17 protein-coding genes are annotated in these 21,999 nt (G+C 70.2%); 8 read left to right on the plus strand and 9 right to left on the minus strand.

The window, feature by feature from the left end:
* Positions 1–61 precede the first annotated feature (61 nt).
* The gene (locus D451_RS0106405; protein WP_014911398.1) at positions 62–670 is read right to left on the minus strand and encodes a DoxX family protein; all 609 of its coding nucleotides are present in this window, start codon (positions 668–670) and stop codon (positions 62–64) included.
* Between the two features lie 183 nt (positions 671–853).
* Here D451_RS0106405 and D451_RS0106410 point away from each other — a divergent pair, with 183 nt between their 5' ends.
* The 4 genes from D451_RS0106410 (at position 854) to D451_RS0106425 (ending at position 5,769) form a co-directional block, all read left to right on the plus strand.
* Positions 854–1,552 carry a ribonuclease HII gene (locus D451_RS0106410; RefSeq protein ID WP_017533826.1) on the plus strand — a complete coding sequence of 233 codons (699 nt, stop codon included), beginning with the start codon at positions 854–856 and terminating at the stop codon, positions 1,550–1,552.
* A 134-nt stretch (positions 1,553–1,686) separates the two neighbouring features.
* Entirely contained in the window at positions 1,687–4,152 is a 2,466-nt protein-coding gene (locus D451_RS0106415) for an AAA family ATPase (RefSeq protein WP_026124869.1), read from the plus strand.
* 40 nt (positions 4,153–4,192) lie between these two features.
* Complete coding sequence (locus D451_RS0106420) at positions 4,193–4,927, plus strand: nucleotidyltransferase family protein (protein WP_014911841.1); 735 nt, start codon at positions 4,193–4,195, stop codon at positions 4,925–4,927.
* 44 nt (positions 4,928–4,971) lie between these two features.
* Positions 4,972–5,769: a tyrosine-protein phosphatase gene (locus D451_RS0106425; protein WP_017533827.1), complete on the plus strand. Its 798-nt coding sequence runs from the start codon at positions 4,972–4,974 to the stop codon at positions 5,767–5,769.
* A gap of 10 nt (positions 5,770–5,779) precedes the next feature.
* Here D451_RS0106425 and D451_RS0106430 read toward each other — a convergent pair whose 3' ends face one another.
* Both D451_RS0106430 and D451_RS0106435 read right to left on the minus strand, forming a co-directional pair.
* Entirely contained in the window at positions 5,780–7,390 is a 1,611-nt protein-coding gene (locus D451_RS0106430) for a hypothetical protein (protein WP_014909002.1), read from the minus strand.
* A 130-nt stretch (positions 7,391–7,520) separates the two neighbouring features.
* On the minus strand, positions 7,521–7,808 hold the full coding sequence (locus tag D451_RS0106435) for a hypothetical protein (RefSeq protein WP_017533828.1): 288 nt from the start codon (positions 7,806–7,808) through the stop codon (positions 7,521–7,523).
* A 581-nt stretch (positions 7,809–8,389) separates the two neighbouring features.
* Here D451_RS0106435 and D451_RS0106440 point away from each other — a divergent pair.
* Together D451_RS0106440 and D451_RS0106445 are read left to right on the plus strand one after the other, a co-directional pair.
* Positions 8,390–10,447 carry a SpoIIE family protein phosphatase gene (locus D451_RS0106440; RefSeq protein WP_026124870.1) on the plus strand — a complete coding sequence of 686 codons (2,058 nt, stop codon included), beginning with the start codon at positions 8,390–8,392 and terminating at the stop codon, positions 10,445–10,447.
* A 195-nt stretch (positions 10,448–10,642) separates the two neighbouring features.
* The gene (locus D451_RS0106445; RefSeq protein WP_199806169.1) at positions 10,643–12,313 is read left to right on the plus strand and encodes an RNA polymerase sigma factor; all 1,671 of its coding nucleotides are present in this window, start codon (positions 10,643–10,645) and stop codon (positions 12,311–12,313) included.
* Between the two features lie 283 nt (positions 12,314–12,596).
* On the opposite strand, the gene yaaA is transcribed toward D451_RS0106445, so the two are convergent.
* Positions 12,597–13,391 carry a peroxide stress protein YaaA gene (yaaA, locus tag D451_RS0106450; RefSeq protein ID WP_017533831.1) on the minus strand — a complete coding sequence of 265 codons (795 nt, stop codon included), beginning with the start codon at positions 13,389–13,391 and terminating at the stop codon, positions 12,597–12,599.
* Positions 13,392–13,563: 172 nt separating this feature from the next.
* Here yaaA and D451_RS0106455 point away from each other — a divergent pair, with 172 nt between their 5' ends.
* The gene (locus tag D451_RS0106455; RefSeq protein WP_026124872.1) at positions 13,564–14,256 is read left to right on the plus strand and encodes a GNAT family N-acetyltransferase; all 693 of its coding nucleotides are present in this window, start codon (positions 13,564–13,566) and stop codon (positions 14,254–14,256) included.
* Between the two features lie 64 nt (positions 14,257–14,320).
* Here the strand turns inward: D451_RS0106455 and D451_RS0106460 are convergent, their stop codons facing one another.
* A complete protein-coding gene (locus D451_RS0106460; protein WP_026124873.1) occupies positions 14,321–14,548 on the minus strand; it encodes a DUF7455 domain-containing protein in 228 nt (75 codons plus the stop codon).
* A 494-nt stretch (positions 14,549–15,042) separates the two neighbouring features.
* Between D451_RS0106460 and D451_RS0106465 the strand changes: the two genes are divergently transcribed.
* A complete protein-coding gene (locus tag D451_RS0106465; protein WP_017533833.1) occupies positions 15,043–17,148 on the plus strand; it encodes a DNA gyrase/topoisomerase IV subunit B in 2,106 nt (701 codons plus the stop codon).
* 32 nt (positions 17,149–17,180) lie between these two features.
* Here the strand turns inward: D451_RS0106465 and cds1 are convergent, their stop codons facing one another.
* The 4 genes from cds1 to D451_RS0106485 form a co-directional block, all read right to left on the minus strand.
* On the minus strand, positions 17,181–18,317 hold the full coding sequence (gene cds1 / locus D451_RS0106470; RefSeq protein ID WP_017533834.1) for an L-cysteine desulfhydrase Cds1: 1,137 nt from the start codon (positions 18,315–18,317) through the stop codon (positions 17,181–17,183).
* Positions 18,318–18,387: 70 nt separating this feature from the next.
* A complete protein-coding gene (locus D451_RS0106475; protein ID WP_014910171.1) occupies positions 18,388–18,714 on the minus strand; it encodes a tetratricopeptide repeat protein in 327 nt (108 codons plus the stop codon).
* Positions 18,715–18,889: 175 nt separating this feature from the next.
* Positions 18,890–19,420, minus strand: a complete 531-nt coding sequence (locus tag D451_RS0106480; RefSeq protein ID WP_014912508.1) for a beta-class carbonic anhydrase — start codon at positions 19,418–19,420, stop codon at positions 18,890–18,892.
* 20 nt (positions 19,421–19,440) lie between these two features.
* Positions 19,441–21,939 carry a DNA gyrase/topoisomerase IV subunit A gene (locus D451_RS0106485; RefSeq protein WP_017533835.1) on the minus strand — a complete coding sequence of 833 codons (2,499 nt, stop codon included), beginning with the start codon at positions 21,937–21,939 and terminating at the stop codon, positions 19,441–19,443.
* Positions 21,940–21,999 lie beyond the last annotated feature (60 nt).

Consider the following 21,999-nt stretch of genomic DNA (forward strand, 5'->3'; position numbering starts at 1 on the left):
ACCGAATCCGAGTCGTGGTGACGCGGCCGGCGGAACGGCACGAGGCGCGAGGTGGGCCGCGTCACAGGCGAGACGGCCGTCGTAGCGCGGCCTGGTCCACAGGATAGAGCAGCGGTGGCGCGTGTTCGGGGCGACGGGGAGAAATGGCGGGGGAGCCCCTCCCGACGGTCGAGGTCGAGCGACGTCCGCGGCGTCGGACCCCGGTGGCCCCGGTGCCGAGGATCAGATGGTCCCAGGACCACCGTCCGCCGCCCACCGCCAAGAGGGCGCATACCGCTGTGACCAGCATGGTCGCCCCCCAGGAGCCGAACAGGGAGAGCGGTTCGGTCCCGGCGGTGAAGGTGCCGACGAGGGCGGCCAGGGCGAGCAGAGGGCCGGTCAGCCATGTGAGCAGCCCCACTGCGAAGGAGATCGAGAGCGCCACGAGGAGAGGAGGGACGAGAGGAGAGACGAAGGCGATCGGAGAGAGGCCGGCGTCGATCAGGCGCTCGGCGACCACGTCCTCCCGGCCGCGAAGGGCGAGGCCGTACTCGGCGAACACCCATCCCACGCCCACCCTGGCCCCGGCGGAGACGACGTCGTACAGGCGGCCGCGCGAGATCCGGGCGAAGGGGCGTCTGCGGGGGCGCGGCCTGGGCCCGGTCGTGGGCCGGGGCCTGCTCTGCTGCATGTCCATTCCTCCCGGGGGACCCGGCATGGCGATGATGACAAGCGCAAACTACCTAAAGTGATGAGTCATGACCGAGTGTCATGGTCGGTGGGTCGCGCAAAACCCCGGGGAAACGCCTCGTTCGCCCCCGCCGGGCCGGGAAAGCGACACGGAAGGTGTTCGGGCCGCCCTAGGGTGGGAGCCGTGTCGACGACTTCCCAGAAGAACAGCCCCCCGCCCGCCCCCACCTTCGAGGTGGAGAACGAACTGCGCGCCGCGGGCGCGCGGGTGGTGGCGGGGATGGACGAGGTGGGGCGCGGGGCCTGGGCCGGACCACTGCTGGTCTGCGCCGCGATCCCCGGAGAGGGCGAGCCTCCCGCCGGTCTCACCGACTCCAAGCGCCTCACCCCCAAGCGCCGCAGGGAACTGGCCGTCCAGATCGAACCCTGGGTCGCCGCCCACGCCTTCGGCTGGTCCTCACCCGCCGAGATCGACGAGGTCGGCATGACCGAGGCCCTGCACCGCGCCGCCCGCCGCGCCCTGGAGGCCCTCGACCCCCGCCCCGACGCCGTCGTCCTGGACGGCCGGCACGACTTCATCGGAGCCCCCTGGAGGGTGAGGACCCAGGTCAAGGGCGACCTGACCTGCGTCAGTGTGGCCGCCGCCGCGATCCTGGCCAAGGTCCACCGTGACGCCCATATGGCCGAGCTCGCCGAGGACCACCCCGGCTACGGTTTCGAGAAGGCCGCGGGCTACCCCTCGCCCGTCCATCGGGCGACCCTCGCCGAAGCCGGGCCCACCCCCCACCACAGGATGAGCTGGTCCTACCTGGACGCCCTGCCCCGCTGGCGTCACCTGCGCGTCACCCGTTCGGTCCCCGCCACCCCGGCCCCGCTCTTCTGACCCCGAGGGCGGCCGACGACACGCCGCCCCGCACTGGACATCCTGCCCCGGTTGGGGCAAGGCTGTTCCTTGCCCGATACCCTCCGGCCCGCCCCCGGGCCGGTCACGCGACCCCCACGCAGGAAGGGGCATGGATGACGCGCGAGACGAGCTCCACCGCCGCGGCGCGTTCGGCACCCACCTCGGGGCTGGACCGTCTACGGGCGGTCTACCACCGTGTCCCCCTGGGGCGTCGCCTCGTCGCCGCCCTGGTCCTGCTCACGGTGGTGGGCGTCGTCTCCCTCATCCTGGGCCTGCCGGTGATGTCGATCCTGTTCGGCGCGCTGCTGCTGCTCATCGCCTTCGGTGCCCTGATGCGCTCCCTCGACGCGTTCCTCACCGTCGTGGTCTCCGCCGTCTGGTTGATCCTCGCGGTCCCCCTGTTCCAGATCCCGCTGCCCGGACGGCCGGTGGTCCTTCTGGTCCTGCCGCTGCCTCTGCTGGTGACCCTCGCCGCCTCCCGGGTCCGGGAATTCCCGGTCTGGCACACCGGGCTGCTCTGTCTGACCGCGGGGCTGGTGGCCGGCTTCTCGGTGGCCCTGTTCGGCATGCTCGTCGAACCCTTCCCCGCCGAGGCCGGGATCGCCGCGCTCTACGTCGCGGCGGGGGCCTGCCTGCTGTGGCGTCTGCTCGCCTCGGGACAGGTGGTCAAGGAGAGCAGGGAGAACGACCGTAAACGACGTGAGAGCGGGGCCGTGAGCCGCGACGGGACGGCGGCTCCGGTGGGGGGCGTCCGCAAGGACACCGCCCAGGCGCCGCCTCTGCGCGGTCGGGGCTCCGACGCGCCCCGAAGAGGGGCCCCCGAACGGGACGAGGAAGAGGCCGAACCGATCCCCGTCGACCAGGCCCTGGCCGAGCTGGAGGACATGATCGGCCTCGACCCGGTCAAACAGCAGGTACGGGGGCTGGCCGCCTCCATCGAGGCCGCCCGACTGCGCGCCGACGCCGGCCTCTCCGTCGAACGCCCCCTGCGTCACCTGGTCTTCTCCGGGCCGCCGGGTACCGGCAAGACCAGTGTCGCCCGCACCCTCGCCACCATCTTCCACTCCTTCGGGCTGTTGCCCACCTCCCGGGTCGTCGAGGCCCAGCGCGCCGACCTGGTCGGCGAGTACCTGGGTGCCACCGCCATCAAGACCAACGAGCTCATCGACCGCGCGCTCGGCGGGGTCCTGTTCATCGACGAGGCCTACTCCCTGGTCAACGAGGGCGACGGGCAGGCCGACCGGTTCGGCAACGAGGCCGTCCAGACCCTGCTCAAGCGGGCCGAGGACGATCGCGACGGCCTCGTCATCGTCCTGGCCGGCTACGAGAAGGAGATGGACTCCTTCCTGGCCTCCAACCCCGGTCTCGCCTCCCGGTTCGCCACCCGCATCAACTTCCCCGGCTACTCGGCCGACGAACTGTTCCGGATCTTCGAGCGACTCGTCTCCCACAGAGGCGACCTGCTCGACGCCGACGCCGCCCGTACCCTGCGGCTCAGGTTCGACCAGGCCGTTCAACGCCAGGCCGTGGACGAGCTGGGCAACGGACGTTTCGCCCGCTCCATGGTGGAGAAGAGCTGCCAGGCCCGGGACGTACGCGTGGTCACCTCCGGGGCCGAGGGCGACGAACCGGTCCGCCGTCCGAGCGCGGACGACCTCGTCACCGTGCGCGCGGTCGACGTCGAGACCGCCTACACCGAGCTCACCTCGCGCCTGCCCGGCTTCGGCGAGTCGCCGGGGCTGGAGGAGGCGATGGCCGAACTCGACGGCATGATCGGGCTGGAGCCGGTCAAGGAACAGGTGCGTTCCCTGGTCGCGCAGTTGCGGGTGGCCCGTCTGCGCGAGGAACAGGGGCTGCCGCACCAGCCTCCCCTGCGCCACCTGGTCTTCACCGGCCCTCCCGGCACCGGCAAGACCACGGTGGCCCGTGTGCTCGGCCGGGTCTTCGCGGCCCTGGGCATGCTCGGGCGCGCCGAGGTGGTCGAGGCCCAGCGCGCCGACCTGGTGGGGGAGCACCTGGGGGCCACGGCGGTCAAGACCAACAGGCTCATCGACCGGGCCCTGGGCGGCGTACTGTTCGTCGACGAGGCCTACTCCCTGGTCAACCCCGGCTACAGTGGTGGCGACGCCTTCGGGGCCGAGGCCATCCAGACCCTGCTCAAGCGGGCCGAGGACGATCGGGACCGGCTCGTCGTGGTGTTGGCGGGCTACACCGCCGAGATGGACCGGTTCCTGGCCTCCAACGCGGGGCTGTCCTCACGGTTCAACGTACGCGTGCGTTTCCCCTCCTACACGCCCTGGGAGCTGTCCGAGATCGCCGACACGGTGGCCGCCCGCAACGGCGACACCTTCGACGACACCGCGCACGAGGACCTGTCCAGCATCTTCACGCACGTGTGCGAGGCGGGCTGGATCGACGAGCTGGGCAACGGACGTTTCGCCCGCTCCCTGTACGAGCGCTCCTGTTCCCACCGCGACCTCAGGGTCTCCCAGGAGGTGGGGGAGTCGGCCACCGCCGCCGAGCTGACGGTGATCACCAGCGAGGACGTGCGCAAGGCCTATTCCGACGCCACCCAGTAGAGGCCGGGAATCCCGACCCGACGATGCTACTGTCCGGTACATGACCGCCTCATCCTCATCCACCGGGTCCCCCGTCACGCAGGCACTGATCCTCGCCGGCGGACAGGCCACCCGGTTGCGGCCCTACACCGACACCCGCCCCAAGGCGATGGTGGAGGTGGCCGGACGGCCGATCATCGACTACCAACTGGAGTGGTTGGCCTCGCACGGGGTCGAGCACGTCGTCGTCTCCTGCGGTTACAAGGCCGAGGTCCTGCGCGAGCACCTCCAAGAGCGCACCGAGGGGCCCGAGATCACCCTGAGGGTGGAGGACGAACCGCTCGGCCGCGGCGGCGCCCTACGATACGCCGCCGAGGGACTGCGCGACACCGACGCCCCCTACTTCGCCCTCAACGGCGATGTCCTCACCTGGTTCCCGCTGGACGAGCTCACCGCCCGCCACCGGAACGGGGGTGGTCTGGCCACCCTCGCCCTCGCCCGCTTCCGCACGACCTGGGGCATCGTCGACGTCGACGACCAGGACCGGATCGAGGGGTTCACCCAGAGCCCCCTGCTCCCGGTCTGGATCAACGCGGGCGTCTACCTCTTCGAGGCGGGCATCACCCCGCTCCTGCCGGTCAAGGGCGACCACGAGTCCTCGACCTTCCCCGAACTGGCCGAGGCCGGGCGGCTGACCGCCTACCGCATCGACGGGTTCTGGCGCGGTGTGGACACCGCCAAGGACGTCAAGGAGGCCGGTTCGGAGATCGAGGCCATGCGGGAGAACGCGGCCTGAACCTTCGAGCGCGTCGGGGCGGGTGATGACGGGGCGCCGGGTCGGTGGGTAGTGTCGCCATCGTGACGAATGACGGTTTCCTCCTCTCCAGCGCCCCCAACTTCCGTGACCTCGGCGGCCACCGTACGCGAGAAGGCCGTACCGTGCGCGAGGGTCTCCTCTACCGTTCCGACGCGCTCCACACCCTTTCCGAACCGGACCTGACCACCTACAACGGGTTCGGCATCCGCCAGCTGATCGACCTGCGCACCTCCCACGAGCGGGACCGTCTCCCCGACGTGATCCCCGACGGCGCCGAGTACGCGGCGATCGGGGTCCAGAACGCCGAGGCGGCCGGCGCCAACTTCGTCGACCTCCTGTCCGACCCCGAACGGGCCCGCGCCGTGTTCGGCGACGGCGCCGCGGAACGGTTCATGTTCGCGGTCTACCGCGACCTGGTCACCGAGGGCGAGGCACTCCAGGGCTACCGGGAGCTGGTCGAACGCGCCGCCAAGGGGCCGACAGCGCTGGTCTTCCATTGCAGCGCCGGCAAGGACCGCACCGGATGGGGCGCCGCGCTGCTGCTCACCCTCCTGGGGGTCGAGCGCGAGACCATCGTCGCCGACTACCTCGTCAGCAACGACCGCCAGGCCGCCACCGACCACTGGATGCGCACGATCTCGGCGGACAGCGGCCTGCCCTGGGAGGACATCGCGCCGATGACCCGGGTGCGGGCCGACTACCTGGAGAAGGCCTTCACCACCGTCGACACGGTGTACGGCTCCTTCGACGCCTACGTGGCCGAGGGGCTGGGCCTCTCACAGGCCACCCTGGAGGAGTTCGCCGACCGCATGCTCGACTGAGCCGCGAGGGTCACAGGGCGTCGAGTCGGCGGCGCAGGTCGCTCTCGCCGGTGGACTCGAACAGCACCTCGCTCAGCGACGACAGCACCGTGGGGCGGTCCACCCCTCGGTCCAACAGGCGTCGTGCGGCGGCCCACAGGTTGGCGGGGCGGCCGTCCCAGAGCCGCTCGGCCAGCCGCTCGTGGCGGTCCAGCTCCCGCTCGCGTTCGGGATCGGTCCCGCTCACCGGCCGGTACCAGTGGTCCTGGCCGGTGGAGTGGTGTCGACCGCTGTGCGGGGTGGCCGCCTCGTACTCGCCGTAGTGGTCCAGCCTCAGCAGGGCCCGGCGGCCGCGGGAGGTGGCCGGGTCGAACTCCTCGGGGTCCCCGGTCATGAGCTCGCTGGCCAGCAGCGGGAAGGCGAACATCCGACGGGCGAGAGAGGCGAAGTCACCGTCGGGCAGAAGACGGCGTACCGCCTCGTGGCGCAGGCCCAAGGGGCGGGCCGGGTCCCGATAGACACGGGAGAAGGCCGAGGTCGCCTCCCACACGGCGTCCAACGTGGCGCCCACGGCCGGTTCGGGCAGCCGGCTCCGCTCCCCGGCCCAGCGCACCCAGGCCGCCAGCACGTGCGGCATCGCCTCCTGCTCCTCGGGCAGCAGGACCACCCGTCCGGGCAGCCAGTGGAGAAGGAACGACTCGACCTTGCGCGGGCTGACTCTGAGCGGACGTCCGGAGTCCACGTCGCATCCGTGCGCGATGATGTGGTCGACGCACCGGCTCGCCGCGTAGGAGTCCGACAACTCGGCCGCCTGCTCCGACGCGAGGAAGCGGGCGGCCAGCACGGCACGACGGTCGCGTCTCCACACCGGGACCGTGTCGGGCACCCCCTCGGGCGGGGACGGCAGACGCTTGACGCGAGCCGAGGCCAACGCGAAGTGCGCGGCCAGCGAGCCGCCGGTCAGATCGGCCGAGGAGATCCCCACCGGTTCCACGATCGGACCGGTCGAGGGGTCGGACTCGACCCCGGTGGCCACCCTCTCGGTCCGGTCCAAGGCGCGGACCAGCACGGAACGGGCCTCGCTCAGCTCCCACTGCTCGAAGCGGACGAAGTCGTCGGCTCGCGCCCGTTCACGGCACTGGTCCAGGAGGAGGTCGACCTTGGTGGTCACCCAGGCGTCGCGCAGCAGGCCGCCGCTGTTGTGGTCCAGCACCAGGATCAACGCGTGTTCGGGCGGCAGCGCCCCGCTGTGGTCGGGCGCGTCCCTGCTGAACACGCACACCACGTCGTCGGTGTCTCCGAAGAGATCGCCGTGGACGTAGGCGGCGACCGGGGTGACCGCGCCGAGCTGGTCCGCCCAGGCGGGGGCCTGAAGGCCTCGCTCACGCAGGGCGATCATGCCCTGTTCCGCCAGATCGCGTTGGGAGGACGAGGTGCCCAGGGCGGTGATCGCGGCGAGGATCCCCAGGCCGGCGGGTTTTCCGGAGGCGGTGGCGTGGGTGATCAGGCCCTCGCCGAGGAGTCGCTCCACGTCCACTCCGGGCAGCCGGGCGCCCCACCAGGAACCCAGGAGTTCGCTGAAGGACAGCTCGGCGTCGAGCGGGTGTCGCATGGCGAGCAGCGCTCGGGCCGCGCGCAGCATCTCCTCGAAGGCTGCGGCGGGAACGTCGGGTCCTGTGGGCGGGGGCGTCGCGGAGGGCACGTCCCGAGCGTATGCCAGTCGGCGCGGGGAGTGAGCCCGCGTACGGTCTCGGAGAGTCTCCGGTCGCGGGTCAGCGCGGCTCGGGGACGGTGCGGTGACCGGTGAACAGGGTGGTGCCGGAGCGGCGTGGGGCCTTCCTCGTGACCTGCGAGGGCGGTACGGAGTTCACCATCGCCTCCAGGTGCTCGCGGGCCACCCTTTCGACCAGGGGCGGTGTGACCTCGATGCCCAGGTGTTCGGCGCAGTTCCAGGCGTCGCTGACACAGCGCTCGACACAGCGGTGGGACAGCCCGCTGAACTCGTCGTGAAGCCTGGCCGAGATCCGCCTGAGATCCTGGACCGGGAAGGTCTGGAGCATTCTCGCTCACACTCCTGGCTGAAGATGGTCGGGAAGGTGACCTCCACCCATTTCACTTGTTCTGAACGCACTGTCAACCCCTCGACCGGCGTGCTGAGGATAAAACCTGAGGGGGACGATGTTTACTCAGGTCACGTCGTTATCGCGTGTCATCTCGACGAAAAGGGTGTTTCGGGCACACAACGGCCCTGTTCTGCGGTGTTCGCCGCCGATCGTCGATATCCGTCCGTCGGTGGGAATGGCCGGAGAACACGCCGGTGAAACCCCGGATCCGAGGAGGCACGGTCGGCTCGTGGCCTATTATTTACCTTCCGCGGGCAACCCGGACCCCCGCCACCATGGCCGTTGCGCCCGGCCGGGTGTGTCTTATGCTTGAGCCGTGACAGCGGCCGAGAGGAGTCATGGGGACATGACCCTCGGGAGCCGCGGAGCCCCCCGATCGGAATCGGCGCCGCGCACCCCGAGCGGCGGCGCCACCGGGAACGGGTGGCGCGCACGATGCGCAGGGACCACGTGGTCCGAGAACGACCCCCAACGAAACCCGGCTGGGGATTTCCGACGGCTCCGGAGGTGTCGAGCAGTTGAGCGCCGAGACGTCCATTCCCCCACCTCGGATCAGCGTGGCGGAATTGCCAGACGCGGTGAGAACCCTTCTCACCGACGCTCCGATCGGGTTCGCCCTGCTCGGTCCCGACGACGCCTTCGGCTCGATCAACCCGCGCATGGCCGCGGTCTTCGGCAGCACCCCCGAACGCTGCCTGGGGCGCACCCCCGGCCAGGTCCTGGAGGAGGCCGGCGACACCGCCGGAGCCTCGGCCCAGGTCGCCTGTCTGACCGGTGCGCGTGAGGGCGGGCGCGCCGTCCGCGGACGGCACCGCACCTCCGACGGTCGGGTCTGGGATCTGACCTGGTTCCCCGTCGAGGACCCGACCGACGGGGGAGAGCACATCGCCCTGATCGCGGCCCGCGACGTCGACGACGACGGCGCCCGCCGCGGCGAACAGCGCCTGCGCGCCCTCCTCCAGGCGGGCAACCAGATCGTCTGGTCGGCGGGTCCCGGTGGAGAGATCCGCGAGGACTGCCCCCAGTGGCGCACGCTCACCGGCCAGGACCTGGACTCCTACCTCGGCCACGGTTGGCTGGACGCCCTCCACCCCGAGGACCGGCCCCGGGTGGAGCGCGCCTGGGAGGACGCCGTCCTGGACGTCACCCCCTTCGACGCACTCTTCCGCGTGCGCACGCGCGTGGGCGGACACCACCACTACCGGGCGCGGGCGCATCCGATCATGGACGGGACCGAGACCGTCGAATGGGTCGGCACGCTGATCGACGTCACCACCGAGCGTGAGGCCGACGAACTGCGGCAGCGCCTCAACCAGCAGCTCAGCGAGGCGGCCATGCGCACCGCCCGGCTCCAGAAGGCCACCTCCGACCTGGCCGAGGCGCTCACCGCCGACGAGGTCGTCCAGGCCATGGCGGAGATCGGCCGCTCGGGCGTGGGCGCCGACCACACCTCGCTGGTCCTCTTCGATCGCGATCGGCTGCGGCTGCGCATGCTCTCCGCGGACGGTCGGCAGGGGCCGCCCGAGCGCGGGTTCGATCTGGACTATCCCGACATCGCGGCCAAGGCGGTCGCCGATCGCACGCCCTGCCTGGTCGCGGGACCGGCCGAGCTGCGCGCGCTCTTCGACGGGGCTCCCGAGGTCGAGGCGCTCATCGAACGCACCCGGGAACGCGCCTGGGTGGCGTTGCCGATGATGACGGCGGGCCGGCCCATCGGCGCCCTGCGCTTCTCCTTCGACGCCCAGCGCGAGGTCGCCGACGAGGAACGCGTCTTCCTCGAAGCGCTCGCCGGGCAGTGCGCCCTGGCCATCGGCCGGGCCATCGTCTACGAGCGCGAGCACGGCACCGCCGAGGAGCTCCAGCGCAGCCTGTTGCCGGAGGCGCTGCCCGAGGTGCGCGGGGTGCGACTGGCCGCCTACTACCGGTCGGGTTCCCAGCACGTTCAGGTGGGCGGCGACTGGTACGACGCCTTCCCTCTACCGGACGGCCGCGTGGCCGGCGTCCTCGGCGACGTCATGGGCAAGGGCATCCCGGCCGCCGCGGGAATGAGTCGGATCCGCAACGCGTTGCGCGCCTTGGCGTTCTCCATGCCCGAACCCGCGGACGTCCTGACCGGACTGGACCGCATGTTCACGGCCACGGAGGGTATGGATCAGGTGACGACCCTGGTCTACTTCGTGTTGGACCCGGTGACCGGACAACTCGACCTCAGCAACGCGGGACACCTTCCGCCGCTGGTGGTCGCCGGCAACGCCGGGCCCTCGCTGCTCGACACCGAGCCCGATACACCGCTCGGGGTCAGCTCCGACCGGGGCCATCACAAATTCTTCGTACAACCCGGTAACACGGTCGCCCTCTACTCCGATGGACTGGTTGAGAACCGCAAACGATCGGTCGACGCCGGTCTCGACGAACTCGTGCGGAAGGCTGCCGAGGCCCGGCCCGACGTGGTGGGCGATCCACAGCAGATGCTGGAGTACCTTGTTGAGAGCATGCTGAAGGGGTATGAGCAGGACGATGATGTCACGCTGCTGGCCGTTCAGCTTCCGGTGATCGATTCCGTGTCGGAGCGGTAGATCGTACGAACAAGTCCATTGCCTTGCCTACAGTGAAGAAGCCGCCGCGCCCCGCGAAGCGGAGGTGACCCCGGCTTCCCCGCCCAGTGGGGACGATCCAGGCCACAGGTGGGAGAGGGTGCAGTGCCCGGTCCCGGCCAACGACGGACCACCGGGTCCGACAAATCTCGCCACACGTCCGTTCGAGAGGTGTTTGTGTCATCTGCCAGTTCGACTCGCTCGAAGCAGTCCGAGTCACTGCAAGAGCCCGTCATTCAGCAGCTGATCGAGCGTGGGCGGTCCCAGGGCTTTCTTGAGCCCGAGGACGTGCGCCGTGCCTTCGAAGAGGCCGAAATCCCGATGTCGCAGGCGCAGTCCGTGCTCCGCAGCCTGGCCAAGGAGGGCGTGACCGTACTCGTCCCCGAGTCGGCCTCCTCGCGGCGCAAGACCACGCGGCGCAAGACGACGACCTCTCGATCCGCCACCACCCGCTCGACCACGACCCGGTCGGCCAAGGTCACCCGGACCACCACCCGCGCGGCGGCGGCCCAGGAGCAGCCGGAGACGGTCACCGCCGTCGTCGACGACTCCGAGGGCGCGCCCGCCGAGAAGCCCGCGGCCAAGAAGACCACCGCCAAGCGCGCGGCGGCCCCGAAGAAGGCGGCCGCGGCCAAGAAGCCCGCCGCCAAGAAGGCGACCGCCACCAAGAAGACCGCGACCAAGAAGTCCGCCAAGAAGGACCTCGAACTGGCCTCGGACGCGGGCGACTTCGCGGAGGAGGGTCTGGAGGACGACCTCGAGCACACCGGCGCCGAGCTGGAGCTGGTCGAGGACACCCCCGACACCGAGACCAACGTCAAGCCGGTCAAGCCCGAGACGGTCGGCGCCCCCGTCAAGCCGAGCAAGGACGACGACTCCTTCGTCCTGTACGACGATGACGACGACGCCCCCGCCGCCCAGGTGGTCGCGGCCGGCGCCACCGCCGACCCGGTCAAGGACTACCTGAAGCAGATCGGTAAGGTCCCGCTGCTCAACGCGGAGCAGGAGGTCGAGCTCGCCAAGCGCATCGAGGCCGGCCTGTTCGCCGAGGAGAAGCTCTCCGAAGAGGCGGACGTCCTCACCTTCGAGCTGCGGGACGAGCTGGAGTGGATCGCCGAGGACGGCGGCCGCGCCAAGAAGCACCTCCTCGAGGCCAACCTGCGTCTGGTCGTCTCCCTGGCCAAGCGTTACACCGGCCGCGGCATGCTGTTCCTGGACCTGATCCAGGAGGGGAACCTGGGTCTGATCCGCGCGGTGGAGAAGTTCGACTACACCAAGGGCTTCAAGTTCTCGACCTACGCCACCTGGTGGATCCGTCAGGCGATCACCCGCGCCATGGCCGACCAGGCCCGCACCATCCGTATCCCGGTGCACATGGTCGAGGTCATCAACAAGCTGGCCCGCGTCCAGCGTCAGATGCTCCAGGACCTGGGCCGCGAGCCCACCCCGGAGGAGCTGGCCAAGGAACTCGACATGACCCCGGAGAAGGTCGTCGAGGTGCAGAAGTACGGCCGTGAGCCGATCTCCCTGCACACCCCGCTGGGTGAGGACGGCGACAGCGAGTTCGGTGACCTGATCGAGGACTCCGAGGCGATCCAGCCGGGCGAGGCGGTCAGCTTCACCCTGCTCCAGGAACAGCTCCACTCGGTCCTGGACACCCTGTCCGAGCGCGAGGCCGGCGTGGTCTCCATGCGCTTCGGGCTCACCGACGGTCAGCCCAAGACTTTAGACGAGATCGGCAAGGTCTACGGGGTCACCCGTGAGCGCATCCGGCAGATCGAGAGCAAGACGATGTCGAAGCTCCGTCACCCCTCGCGTTCGCAGGTGCTCCGCGACTACCTGGACTGATCGGTCGGCCCAGGATCGGCCCGCTGCCGTGGACCGACACAGGCGCGCCTCCCGCTCCCGCGGGAAGGCGCGCCTGCGCGTGTGTGTACCCGAAGCTGCTCACGGGCGTGTGGCGACCCCCGCGTGTCCCTTACAGAGCCGAGTACCTTCTCACCCCCGCACGGAGTCCGATCTCCATCCGATGCGAATCATGGTGCCGGACGCTCTGTAGGTGTGGCATAAAGTCGCCCTGATCCGCTTTACGGGCACGATCTCCCTGTTCGTGAGGGGCCTCGCCGCGGACTCAGTCGCGTACGACGACGTCCATCGTGCGGGCTTTGCCCGGCCCGCCCGTCTCCTGGAGTTCCACGGTGTGCCCCAGGTCCCGCAGCGCCGCGACCAGCTCCTCCGGGGTGCGCGCCTCGACGCCCTCCCGGACCAGGACCCGGGCGATGTCGCCGCGGGTGGCCTTGGCCATGTGGCTGACCACCGAGCGTCGGAGCTCTCCGTCGACCTCCTTCTCCCGAAGGACGCGCACGGCCACGCTCCGTTCCGCGACCTCCCCGGCCGGCCTGTAGGCCGCGACGTAGGAGGAGGAGCGGCAGTCCACGACCAGACGGTCTCCGACCAGCTCGTTCAGGGGGCCGGTCAGCGCCTTGCGCCAGTAGGCCCCCAACCCGCCCAGGGACGGCAGTCGTACCCCCATGGACAGACGGTAGGGCGGCAGGTGGTCGTCCGGCCCCACCACGCCCCACAGTCCGGAGAAGACCAGGATCCGTTCCCGGGTCGCTTCGCCACGCTCGGCCAGGAGGTCGGGCAGCCCCAACCGGTCGTAGAGGACGCCCGTGTACAGGTCGGCGGCGCGCAACGTGGGCGCGACCGCCAGGTCGAGGTTGCGCTTGATCGCGTCGGTCTGGGAGACCGAGAGACCCAGGATCTCGCGCGCGGTGTCCTCGGGGCCGGAGCACACCTCGGTGAGCGCCTCGACGACCCGCTCCCGGGCCGGGGCCAGCCCCGGGAGGGTGAGCGAGTCCACGTCCAGACGGGGTCCGTCGCCGGATGTGGCCTTGCCCTCGGAGGGCGGGAGCAGGATGAGCATGCGTGTTTCTCTTCCGAACGTCGTGTGTCCTGGGACGGAGCCCATGCTAGGTGTACCGACCACAGAGGTTGAGTACACCTGGGTCGTGTACGGAGGGCCCGGGGTGCCTCCCGGGCGTGGATGCCGGCAGGGTTCTGAGAGCCGGAGAACACCCCCTCGTGAGGAGACGAACATGCACCCATGGGCCGCGCGCGTGACCCGGGACTGGCCGCCCTTCCACGTCGAGACGCGCGCCGGTTGGCGCTTCGGCCTGGCCGACGGCGTCACCAAACGGGCCAACTGCGCCCTGCTGGAGTCCCCGGAGGCCGACGTCGCGGAGGTGACCCGGTTCTACCGGGACCGTGGGCTGCGTCCCTGCGTCCAGGTGTGGCCCGGCGAGGAGGAGACGGACGCCCGTCTGGCCGAGCACGGGTACGAGCGGGTGGAGCCCACCCTGGTGCTCGCCCACGAGCCGCTCGAACGGCCGAAGGCCCCCGGCCGGACCCGGATCCACGACCGGCCCACCGACCGCTGGATCGAGCTGTTCGCCGGGGCCGGTTCCGATCCCGCGTGGACCGACGGCGTGGTGCGGATCCTGGGGGCGGTGACGGCGGCCTACGGCGTCCACGAGAGCGGGGACGGGCGCGGCTGCGCGGTCCTGGACGGGGAATCGGTGGCGATCTGCTCGATGGGCACGGTCGAGGCGGCCCGAGGCCGGGGGATCGCCAGGGACGTGCTCGCCGACCTGCTGGCCTGGGCCCACGACAAGGGGGCCCGCCGGGCCTACCTGTGCGTGGTGGCCGCCAACGGGCCCGCGCTAGGGCTGTACCGGAGTTCGGGTTTCGTGGAGGTCTCGCGCTACCACAACCGGGTCCTGCCGGACTGAGATCCTTCGCACGACGACGGCGGCCCCCTCGGGGACCGCCGTCATCGTCTCTTGGTCGTCGTGGCTAACGCTCGTCCGCGTTGTCGTTCTTGCTCTCGGTGAGCTTGCTCGTCTCGTCCTGGATGTCCGAGGCGATCTTGCGGATTGAGTCGTCGTGCTTGCGCATGTGGTGCGCGCAGAACAGGAGTTCGCCGCCGGAGTTCAGCAGCACCCGGACGTAGGCCTGTGCACCACAACGGTCGCAACGGTCGGCAGCCGTCAGCGGCTGAGTGGGGGCAAGGGTTCCAGTCACTTCGCCATCCTCAATACTCGGCGTTAGTCACCTCTGACAACATCTAACCCGACCCAGACGTTCCCAACCGGGTTCCGTGTACGCCGACAGCGGAATCCGCCCGGTCCGTGCCTAGAGGGTGCCCCTTGGGGTCTTTCCGGCCGGAAGCCGTATGCACTCCTGGTTGTACCCCGGGGTAAGCCTCGACTATCCCCGGAAAACGGGCGTATCCAGGTAGCGGCCATCAGAGGTGGTAGTCTCGCGCGGAGCGGGCCTGACGGAGCCGATTCGTCGGTCTGTGCGACCGGTCACAGTAGCTTCCGGAGACGACGTCTCCCGGACGTCGAGGCGAGCGCCTCCCGGGAGGACACGACCCCGCCCGCCACGGCCCTCGCCACGGCACGGCCCCCCGGCCCGTCGTAGCCTGGCCCCCTCGAACCGTCGGTGCGGCGCGGTACAAAGGGCACACGCCGCATCAGCGCCCCGATGGCCCTCAAGACGCAGGAGATGTCCGAGTGACCGCCTTGACCGCAGCCGTCCACGATCCCGAGGATTACTCCGCCCGACACCTGTCGGTCCTCGAGGGACTCGAAGCGGTGCGCAAACGGCCGGGCATGTACATCGGGTCCACCGACAGCCGCGGCCTCACCCATTGCATGTGGGAGATCATCGACAACTCCGTCGACGAGGCCCTGGGCGGCTATTGCGGCCGGATCGACGTGACCCTGCACCCCGACGGCTCCGTCTCCGTGAGCGACGACGGCCGCGGTATCCCCGTGGACATCGAGCCCAAGTCCGGACTGTCCGGTGTCGAGCTGGTCATGACCAAGCTCCACGCGGGCGGCAAGTTCGGCTCCGGCTCCTACACCGCCACGGGCGGTCTGCACGGCGTGGGCGCCTCCGTGGTCAACGCGCTCTCGGCCCGGGTGGACGTCGAGGTCGACCGGCAGGGGCACACGCACGCGTTGAGCTTCCGCAGAGGGATCGCCGGACGCTTCGCCGGCCCCGGCCCCGACGCCGAGTTCACCCCCACCTCCGGGCTGGACCAGGTCCGCAAGATCGCCAAGAAGATCACCGGCACCCGCATCCGCTTCTGGCCGGACCGGCAGATCTTCCTCAAGGACGCCGAGATCGCCCGGGAGAACCTGCTCGACCGGGCCCGCCAGACCGCCTTCCTCATCCCCGGCCTGACCATCGCCGTCCGGGACGAGAGCGTCGAGGGCGAGGAGCCCTACACCGAGACCTTCCACTTCGACGGTGGGATCGGCGAGTTCTGCACCTTCCTGGCCCCCGACGACCCCATCAGCGACGTCCTGCGTATCCAGGGCAGCGGTACCTTCACCGAGACCGTCCCGGTCCTGGACGAGTCGGGCCACATGGTGCCCGCCGACGTCCAACGACGTCTGGACGTCGACGTCGCCCTGCGCTGGGGGACCGGCTACGACACCACCGTCCGCTCCTTCGTCAACGTGATCGCCACCCCCAAGGGCGGCACCCACATCAACGGCTTCGAGCGGGCCCTGGTCCGGGTGATCAACGACCAGCTGCGCGCCACCAAGCTGCTGAAGAACAGCGACGACCCGGTCACCAAGGACGACACCCAGGAGGGGCTCACCGCGGTCGTCACCGTCCGCCTCCCCGAGCCCCAGTTCGAGGGCCAGACCAAGGAGATCCTCGGCACGTCCGCGGCGTCCCGGATCGTCTCCCAGGTGGTCGGCCAGGAACTGCGCGAGTTCCTCACCTCCACCAAGAAGACGGAGAAGGCCAAGGCCCGCACCGTCATGGAGAAGGTGGTGGGCGCCGCCAAGGCCCGCCTGGCCGCCCGCCAGCAGCGCGAGACCCAGCGGCGTAAGAACGCCCTGGAGAGCTCGGCTCTGCCCGCCAAGCTGGTGGACTGCCGCAGCGAGGGGCTGGAGCACAGCGAGCTGTTCATCGTCGAGGGGGACTCGGCGCTGGGCACCGCCAAGCTGGCCCGGGACTCGGAGTTCCAGGCCCTCCTGCCCATCCGGGGTAAGATCCTCAACGTCCAGAAGTCCTCGGTCGCGGACATGCTCAAGAACGCCGAGTGCGCCGCGATCCTCCAGGTCGTCGGGGCCGGTTCGGGCCGCACCTTCGACCTGGACGCCGCCCGCTACGGCCGCGTCATCCTCATGGCCGACGCCGACGTGGACGGCGCCCACATCCGATGTCTGCTGCTCACCCTCATCTACCGGTACATGCGTCCGATGCTGGAGGCCGGCCGGGTCTACGCGGCGGTCCCGCCGCTGCACCGGGTGGAGCTGACCAACGTGCGGCGCAAGCGCGGGGCCAAGCCCGAGGACCGCTACATCTACACCTACTCCGACGCCGAGCTCCAGCGCACCCTGCTCGACCTGGAGAAGCGCAAGGTCGGCTGGAAGGAGCCGGTCCAGCGGTACAAGGGTCTGGGCGAGATGGACGCCGACCAGCTGGCCGAGACCACCATGGACCCGCGCTACCGGACCCTGCGCCGTATCCGGGTGGAGCAGGCCGAGGAGGCCGCCTCGGTGTTCAACCTGCTGATGGGCAACGAGGTGGCCCCGCGCCGCCGGTTCATCCAGGAGGGCGCCCAGGAGCTGGACCTGGAGCGCATCGACGCCTGAGTCGTCGCGCCCGGCCCCGGCCCCGTCAGGGGTCAGGGGCCGGCCGGCGGCTCCCAGACGCCCTCGGTGAGGAAACGGTCGATGGCCGCCCGGTAGGGGGCGGGGTCCAGGCCCCGTTCCGACACCCAGGCGTCGTCGTAGTAGCTGTGCTGGTAGCGTTCGCCGCCGTCGCAGATCAGGGTGACCACGCTGCCCCGGCGTCCCTCACGGAGCATCCGGGCGACCAGGTGCCACACGCCCCACAGGTTGGTCCCGGTGGAACCGCCCGCGCAACGTCCGGTCAGATCGTTGAGGTGGCGCATCGCGGCGATGCTCGCCGCGTCGGGGACCGGCATCATCAGGTCGATGACCGAGGGGACGAAGCTCGGCTCCATCCGGGGGCGCCCGATCCCCTCGATCCGGGACGGCATGCCGCTGGAGTGGTCCGAGGCCCCCGTGACCCAGCCGGGGAAGAAGGCCGAGTTCTCCGGGTCCACGACGGCCAGCCGGGTGTGCAGCCGTCGGTAGCGCAGATAACGGCCGATGGTCGCCGACGTGCCGCCGGTGCCCGCCCCCACCACGATCCAGTCCGGGCAGGGGTGCCGCTCCATCTCCAGCTGCTGGAAGATCGACTCGGCGATGTTGTTGTTCCCCCGCCAGTCGGTGGCCCGCTCGGCGTAGGTGAACTGGTCCATGTAGTGGCCGCCGGTCTCGGCCGCCAGCCGCTCGGCCTCGGAGTACATCTCGGGCGGGTGGTCCACGAAATGACAACGGCCCCCGTAGCGCTCGATCAGCGCGATCTTCTCCGGGCTGGTCCTGCGCGGGACCACCGTGATGAAGTCCAGGCCCAGGAGACGGGCGAAGTAGGCCTCGGAGACCGCCGTCGACCCCGAACTGGCCTCCACGATCGTGGTGTGCTCGGTGATCCATCCGTTGGCCAGCCCGTACAGGAACAGGGACCGGGCCAGACGGTGCTTCAGACTGCCGGTGGGATGGACCGACTCGTCCTTCAGGTACAGGTCGATCCCCCACTCCGGGGGAAGGGGGAACACGTGCAGGTGGGTGTCGGCCGAGCGGGTGTCGTCGGCGATCACCTTGCGCACCGCCTCGTCCGCCCACGCGCGCGCGGGGTTCGAGGAACGGTCGACCCACGCTGAGTCGGGTCCGGGACGGTCGGATGTGGGAGCCATGACCGCAGGGTAACGCCCCCGCCGGGGGAGAGGGGCCGGGCCCTCGGGTTCCGGCCCCGGACGGCCCCGGTCAGTCCAGGGAGCCCCCGGACATCACGGCGTACATCCTTCGGTAGGTCGCCGCCTCCTCGTGGCGGCTCTGGCGTTCCAGGGTGCGGGCGAGCGCGATGTGCGCCCAGTGGTCCACCGGATCCAGTTCGATCAGGGACCGGAAGGTCGCCTCGGCCCGGTGGAGCTGGGCGGAGAGGAAGTAGGCGCGTCCCAGGAGCTCCAACAGGGAGCGGCTGCCGGGCTCGTTCTCGACCACGGGGGCCAGGATGCGGGCGGCGTAGATCGGGTCGCCCAACTCCAGGTAGATGCGGGCCTGGTTGTAGGTGTCGTAGGTGCTCTCTTCCACGGTGCTCCTCTCGACGTGTCACACCGTTCGGGGACAACGGTCGCCGAGGTGACCGTGTTCCCCGGGCGGAGGACGAGACGGGCGGGGCCGTACCGGGAGGCGGCCGTGATCCCACGCCCACCGGAATGATCCCCGGCCCCGTCCGTCTCGACACCTCAGGGCGCCCGGAGCACGCTCACAGACCGGTCGGGGCGACCCGTCCGGTGTCCACGTCGTAGATGGCGCCGGTCACCGGCAGACCCGCGGGAAGCAGCGGGTGGTGACGGATCCGCTCCAGGTCGTGGGCGAGCGCGCCCAACTGGTCGTCGTTGGTGTGGAACTCCAGGCTGCGGGTGTCCACGCCGTACTCCTCCTGGATGAGGTCGTGCACGGTGTCGTCGCCCGGGACCGAGGCCATCTTGCAGTTGGTGTGCGGCAGGATCAGCACACGGTCCACGCCCAGCAGGTACACCGCCAGGACCAGGGTGCGCAGGGTGTCGTCCGTGACCCGGGCGCCCGCGTTCCGCAGGATCTTGGCGTCACCGGGCTTGAGGCCCAGCATCTGCAACGGCTCGATGCGCGAGTCCATGCACGTCACCAGGGCCAGACCGCGGGCGGCCACGGGCTTGAGGCCGGCCAGCGAGTAGGTCTCGGCGTAGGAGGCGTTGGCCTCGAACACGTCGTCGAAGGCCCCTGGGGGGACGGTGCCGTTCTCGTTCGAGCTCATGATGGTTCTTCTCCCTCGTCTCAGGCGCCCTTGTCGGGGGCCGTGATCCCGCTGTCGGTCTGTCCGGTGCCGACGGTGGTGATGGCACGCGGCAGTGCCTCGCCCGAACCGTCGCGGCGCTCGCTGGGGTCGGGCAGCCGGACCGGCTTGCCGTCGGCACGCGAGGCCCGGGCGGGGGAGCGTCCCACCCATGCGAACAACAGGGTGTCCTCGCCCTTGAGATAGCGGTGACAGCGCACACCGCCCGTGGCCCGTCCCTTGGTGGGGTAGGCCTCGAACGGGGTGACCTTGGCCGACCCGGCCTGCGTACCGGCCAGGGCGGTGCTGTCACCGGAGACGGTCACCACGACCGAATCTCCAGGGCTCGGAACCGCACCGAACCACAGTACGTGGGCGTCCTCGGCCAGACGTACACCGGCCACCCCCGTGGCGGGGCGGCCCTGGGGACGTACGGTGCCGGCGGAGAAGCGCAGCAACTGCGCCTCGGAGGTGACGAAGGCGAGGTCCTCCTCACCGGTGGACAACTGGGTCGCCCCGATGACGCGGTCGTCGTCCTTGAGCGTGATGATCTCGAAGTCGTCCTTGTTGGGCGGATAGTCCGGGGAGACCCGCTTGACCACACCGCCCCGGGTGCCCACGACGAAACCGGGGCCGTGGGTGTCCATCGACACCACGGTGACCACCGACTCGCCCTCGTCGAGCTGGACGAACTCGCCCACGTCCAGGCCCGAGGCCAGGGGCGGGCGCTCCTGTTCCTCCTCCGCCGACGGTTCGGGCAGCTCCGGCAGTTCCACGACCGGGACACGGATCATCCGGCCCAGATCGGTGACCAGGCCGACGTCGGAACGCGAGGTGGTCGGCACCGAGACGTGGATCGCGTCGTGCGGCACGCGCAGACCCTCGTGGGGACGCGGCAGGGAGGCGCCCTTGGTGCGGGCGATGTGCCCGTCCACACCGAACACCACGTGGCAGGGCTGGTCGGCCATCTCCAGCGGGATCACCGCGGCGCGGGCGGCGCCGTCGCTCTCGCGCAGACGCGTCCGGCGAGGCGTCGCGTACTTCTTGGAGACCTCGTTGAGCTCCTTGGACACGACCCGACGGAGCTTCTTGTCGGACTCCAGGATCGAGGTGAGGTCGTCGATCTCCTGGTTGAGCCGGTCCCGCTCGGTCTCCAACTCCAGCCGGTCGAACCGGGTGAGGCGGCGCAGCGGGGTGTCGAGGATGTAGCGCGCCTGGATCTCCGACATGTCGTAGGCGCCCATGAGGGCCTCGCGCGCGGCGGCGGTGTCGTCGGCCTCGCGGATGAGGGCGATCACGCGGTCGATGTCGAGCAGCGCCATGAGCAGGCCGTCGACCAGGTGGAGCCGTTCCCGACGCTTCTTGCGGCGGTACTCGCTGCGGCGACGCACCACGTTCAGACGGTGGTCGACGTAGACCTGGAGAAGCTCGCGCAGCCCCAGGGTCTGGGGCTGGCCGTCGACCAGCGCCACGTTGTTGATGCCGAAGGACTCCTCCATCGGCGTGAGGCGGTAGAGCTCCTCCAGCACGGCCTCGGGGTTGAAGCCGTTCTTGAGCTCGATGACCAGCCGCAGGCCCTGGTTGCGGTCGGTGAGGTCCTTCAGGTCGGAGATGCCCTGGAGCTTCTTGGACTGCACCAGCTCCTTGATGCGGCTGACGACCTTCTCGGGGCCGACGCTGTAGGGCAGCTCGGTGATGACCAGGCCGGTGCGCCGGGCGGAGACCTTCTCGATCGACACGGTCGCCCGGGTCTTGAAGGTGCCGCGACCCTTGCGGTAGGCGTCGCGGACGCCGTCCAGCCCCATGATGGTGCCGCCGGTGGGCAGGTCCGGGCCCGGGACGAACTCGGTGAGCTCCTCCAGAGTGGCGTCGGGGTTGGCGATCAGGTGCCGGGCGGCCGCGATCACCTCGCCCAGGTTGTGCGGGGCCATGTTGGTGGCCATGCCCACGGCGATGCCGGAGGCGCCGTTGACCAGGAGGTTGGGGAAGGCCGCGGGCAGGACCTCCGGCTCGGTCTCCTGACCGTCGTAGTTGGGCTTGAAGTCGACGACGTCCTCGTCGATGGAGGAGACCAGCAGCTCGGCGGCGCTGTCCAGGCGGGCCTCGGTGTAACGCATGGCGGCGGGGGCGTCGTCGCCGCCGAGCGAACCGAAGTTGCCGTGACCGTCCACCAGCGGCACGCGCATGGCGAAGGGCTGGCTGAGGCGCACCAGGGCGTCGTAGATGGCCGAGTCGCCATGGGGGTGGAGGCGGCCCATCACCTCCCCGACCACACGGGCGCATTTGACGTGTCCGCGGTCGGGCCGCAGACCCATCTCGTTCATCTGATAGAGGATCCGCCGTTGGACGGGTTTCATGCCGTCCCGGGCGTCGGGAAGAGCGCGTTGGTAGATCACCGAGTACGCGTATTCCAGGAAGCTGCCGCGCATCTCCTCGGAGACGTCGATGTCGATGATCTTCTCGGCGAGATCCTCAGGGGGACGGGAAGTAGTACGGGCCATGTCCGTAATTCTGGCGTGCCCCGGTGACTGAAACGTACACGGATGAGCGGTCGGGCGTGT

Origin of the sequence: Nocardiopsis alba DSM 43377, assembly GCF_000341225.1 — a bacterium.
Lineage (GTDB): Bacteria > Actinomycetota > Actinomycetes > Streptosporangiales > Streptosporangiaceae > Nocardiopsis > Nocardiopsis alba.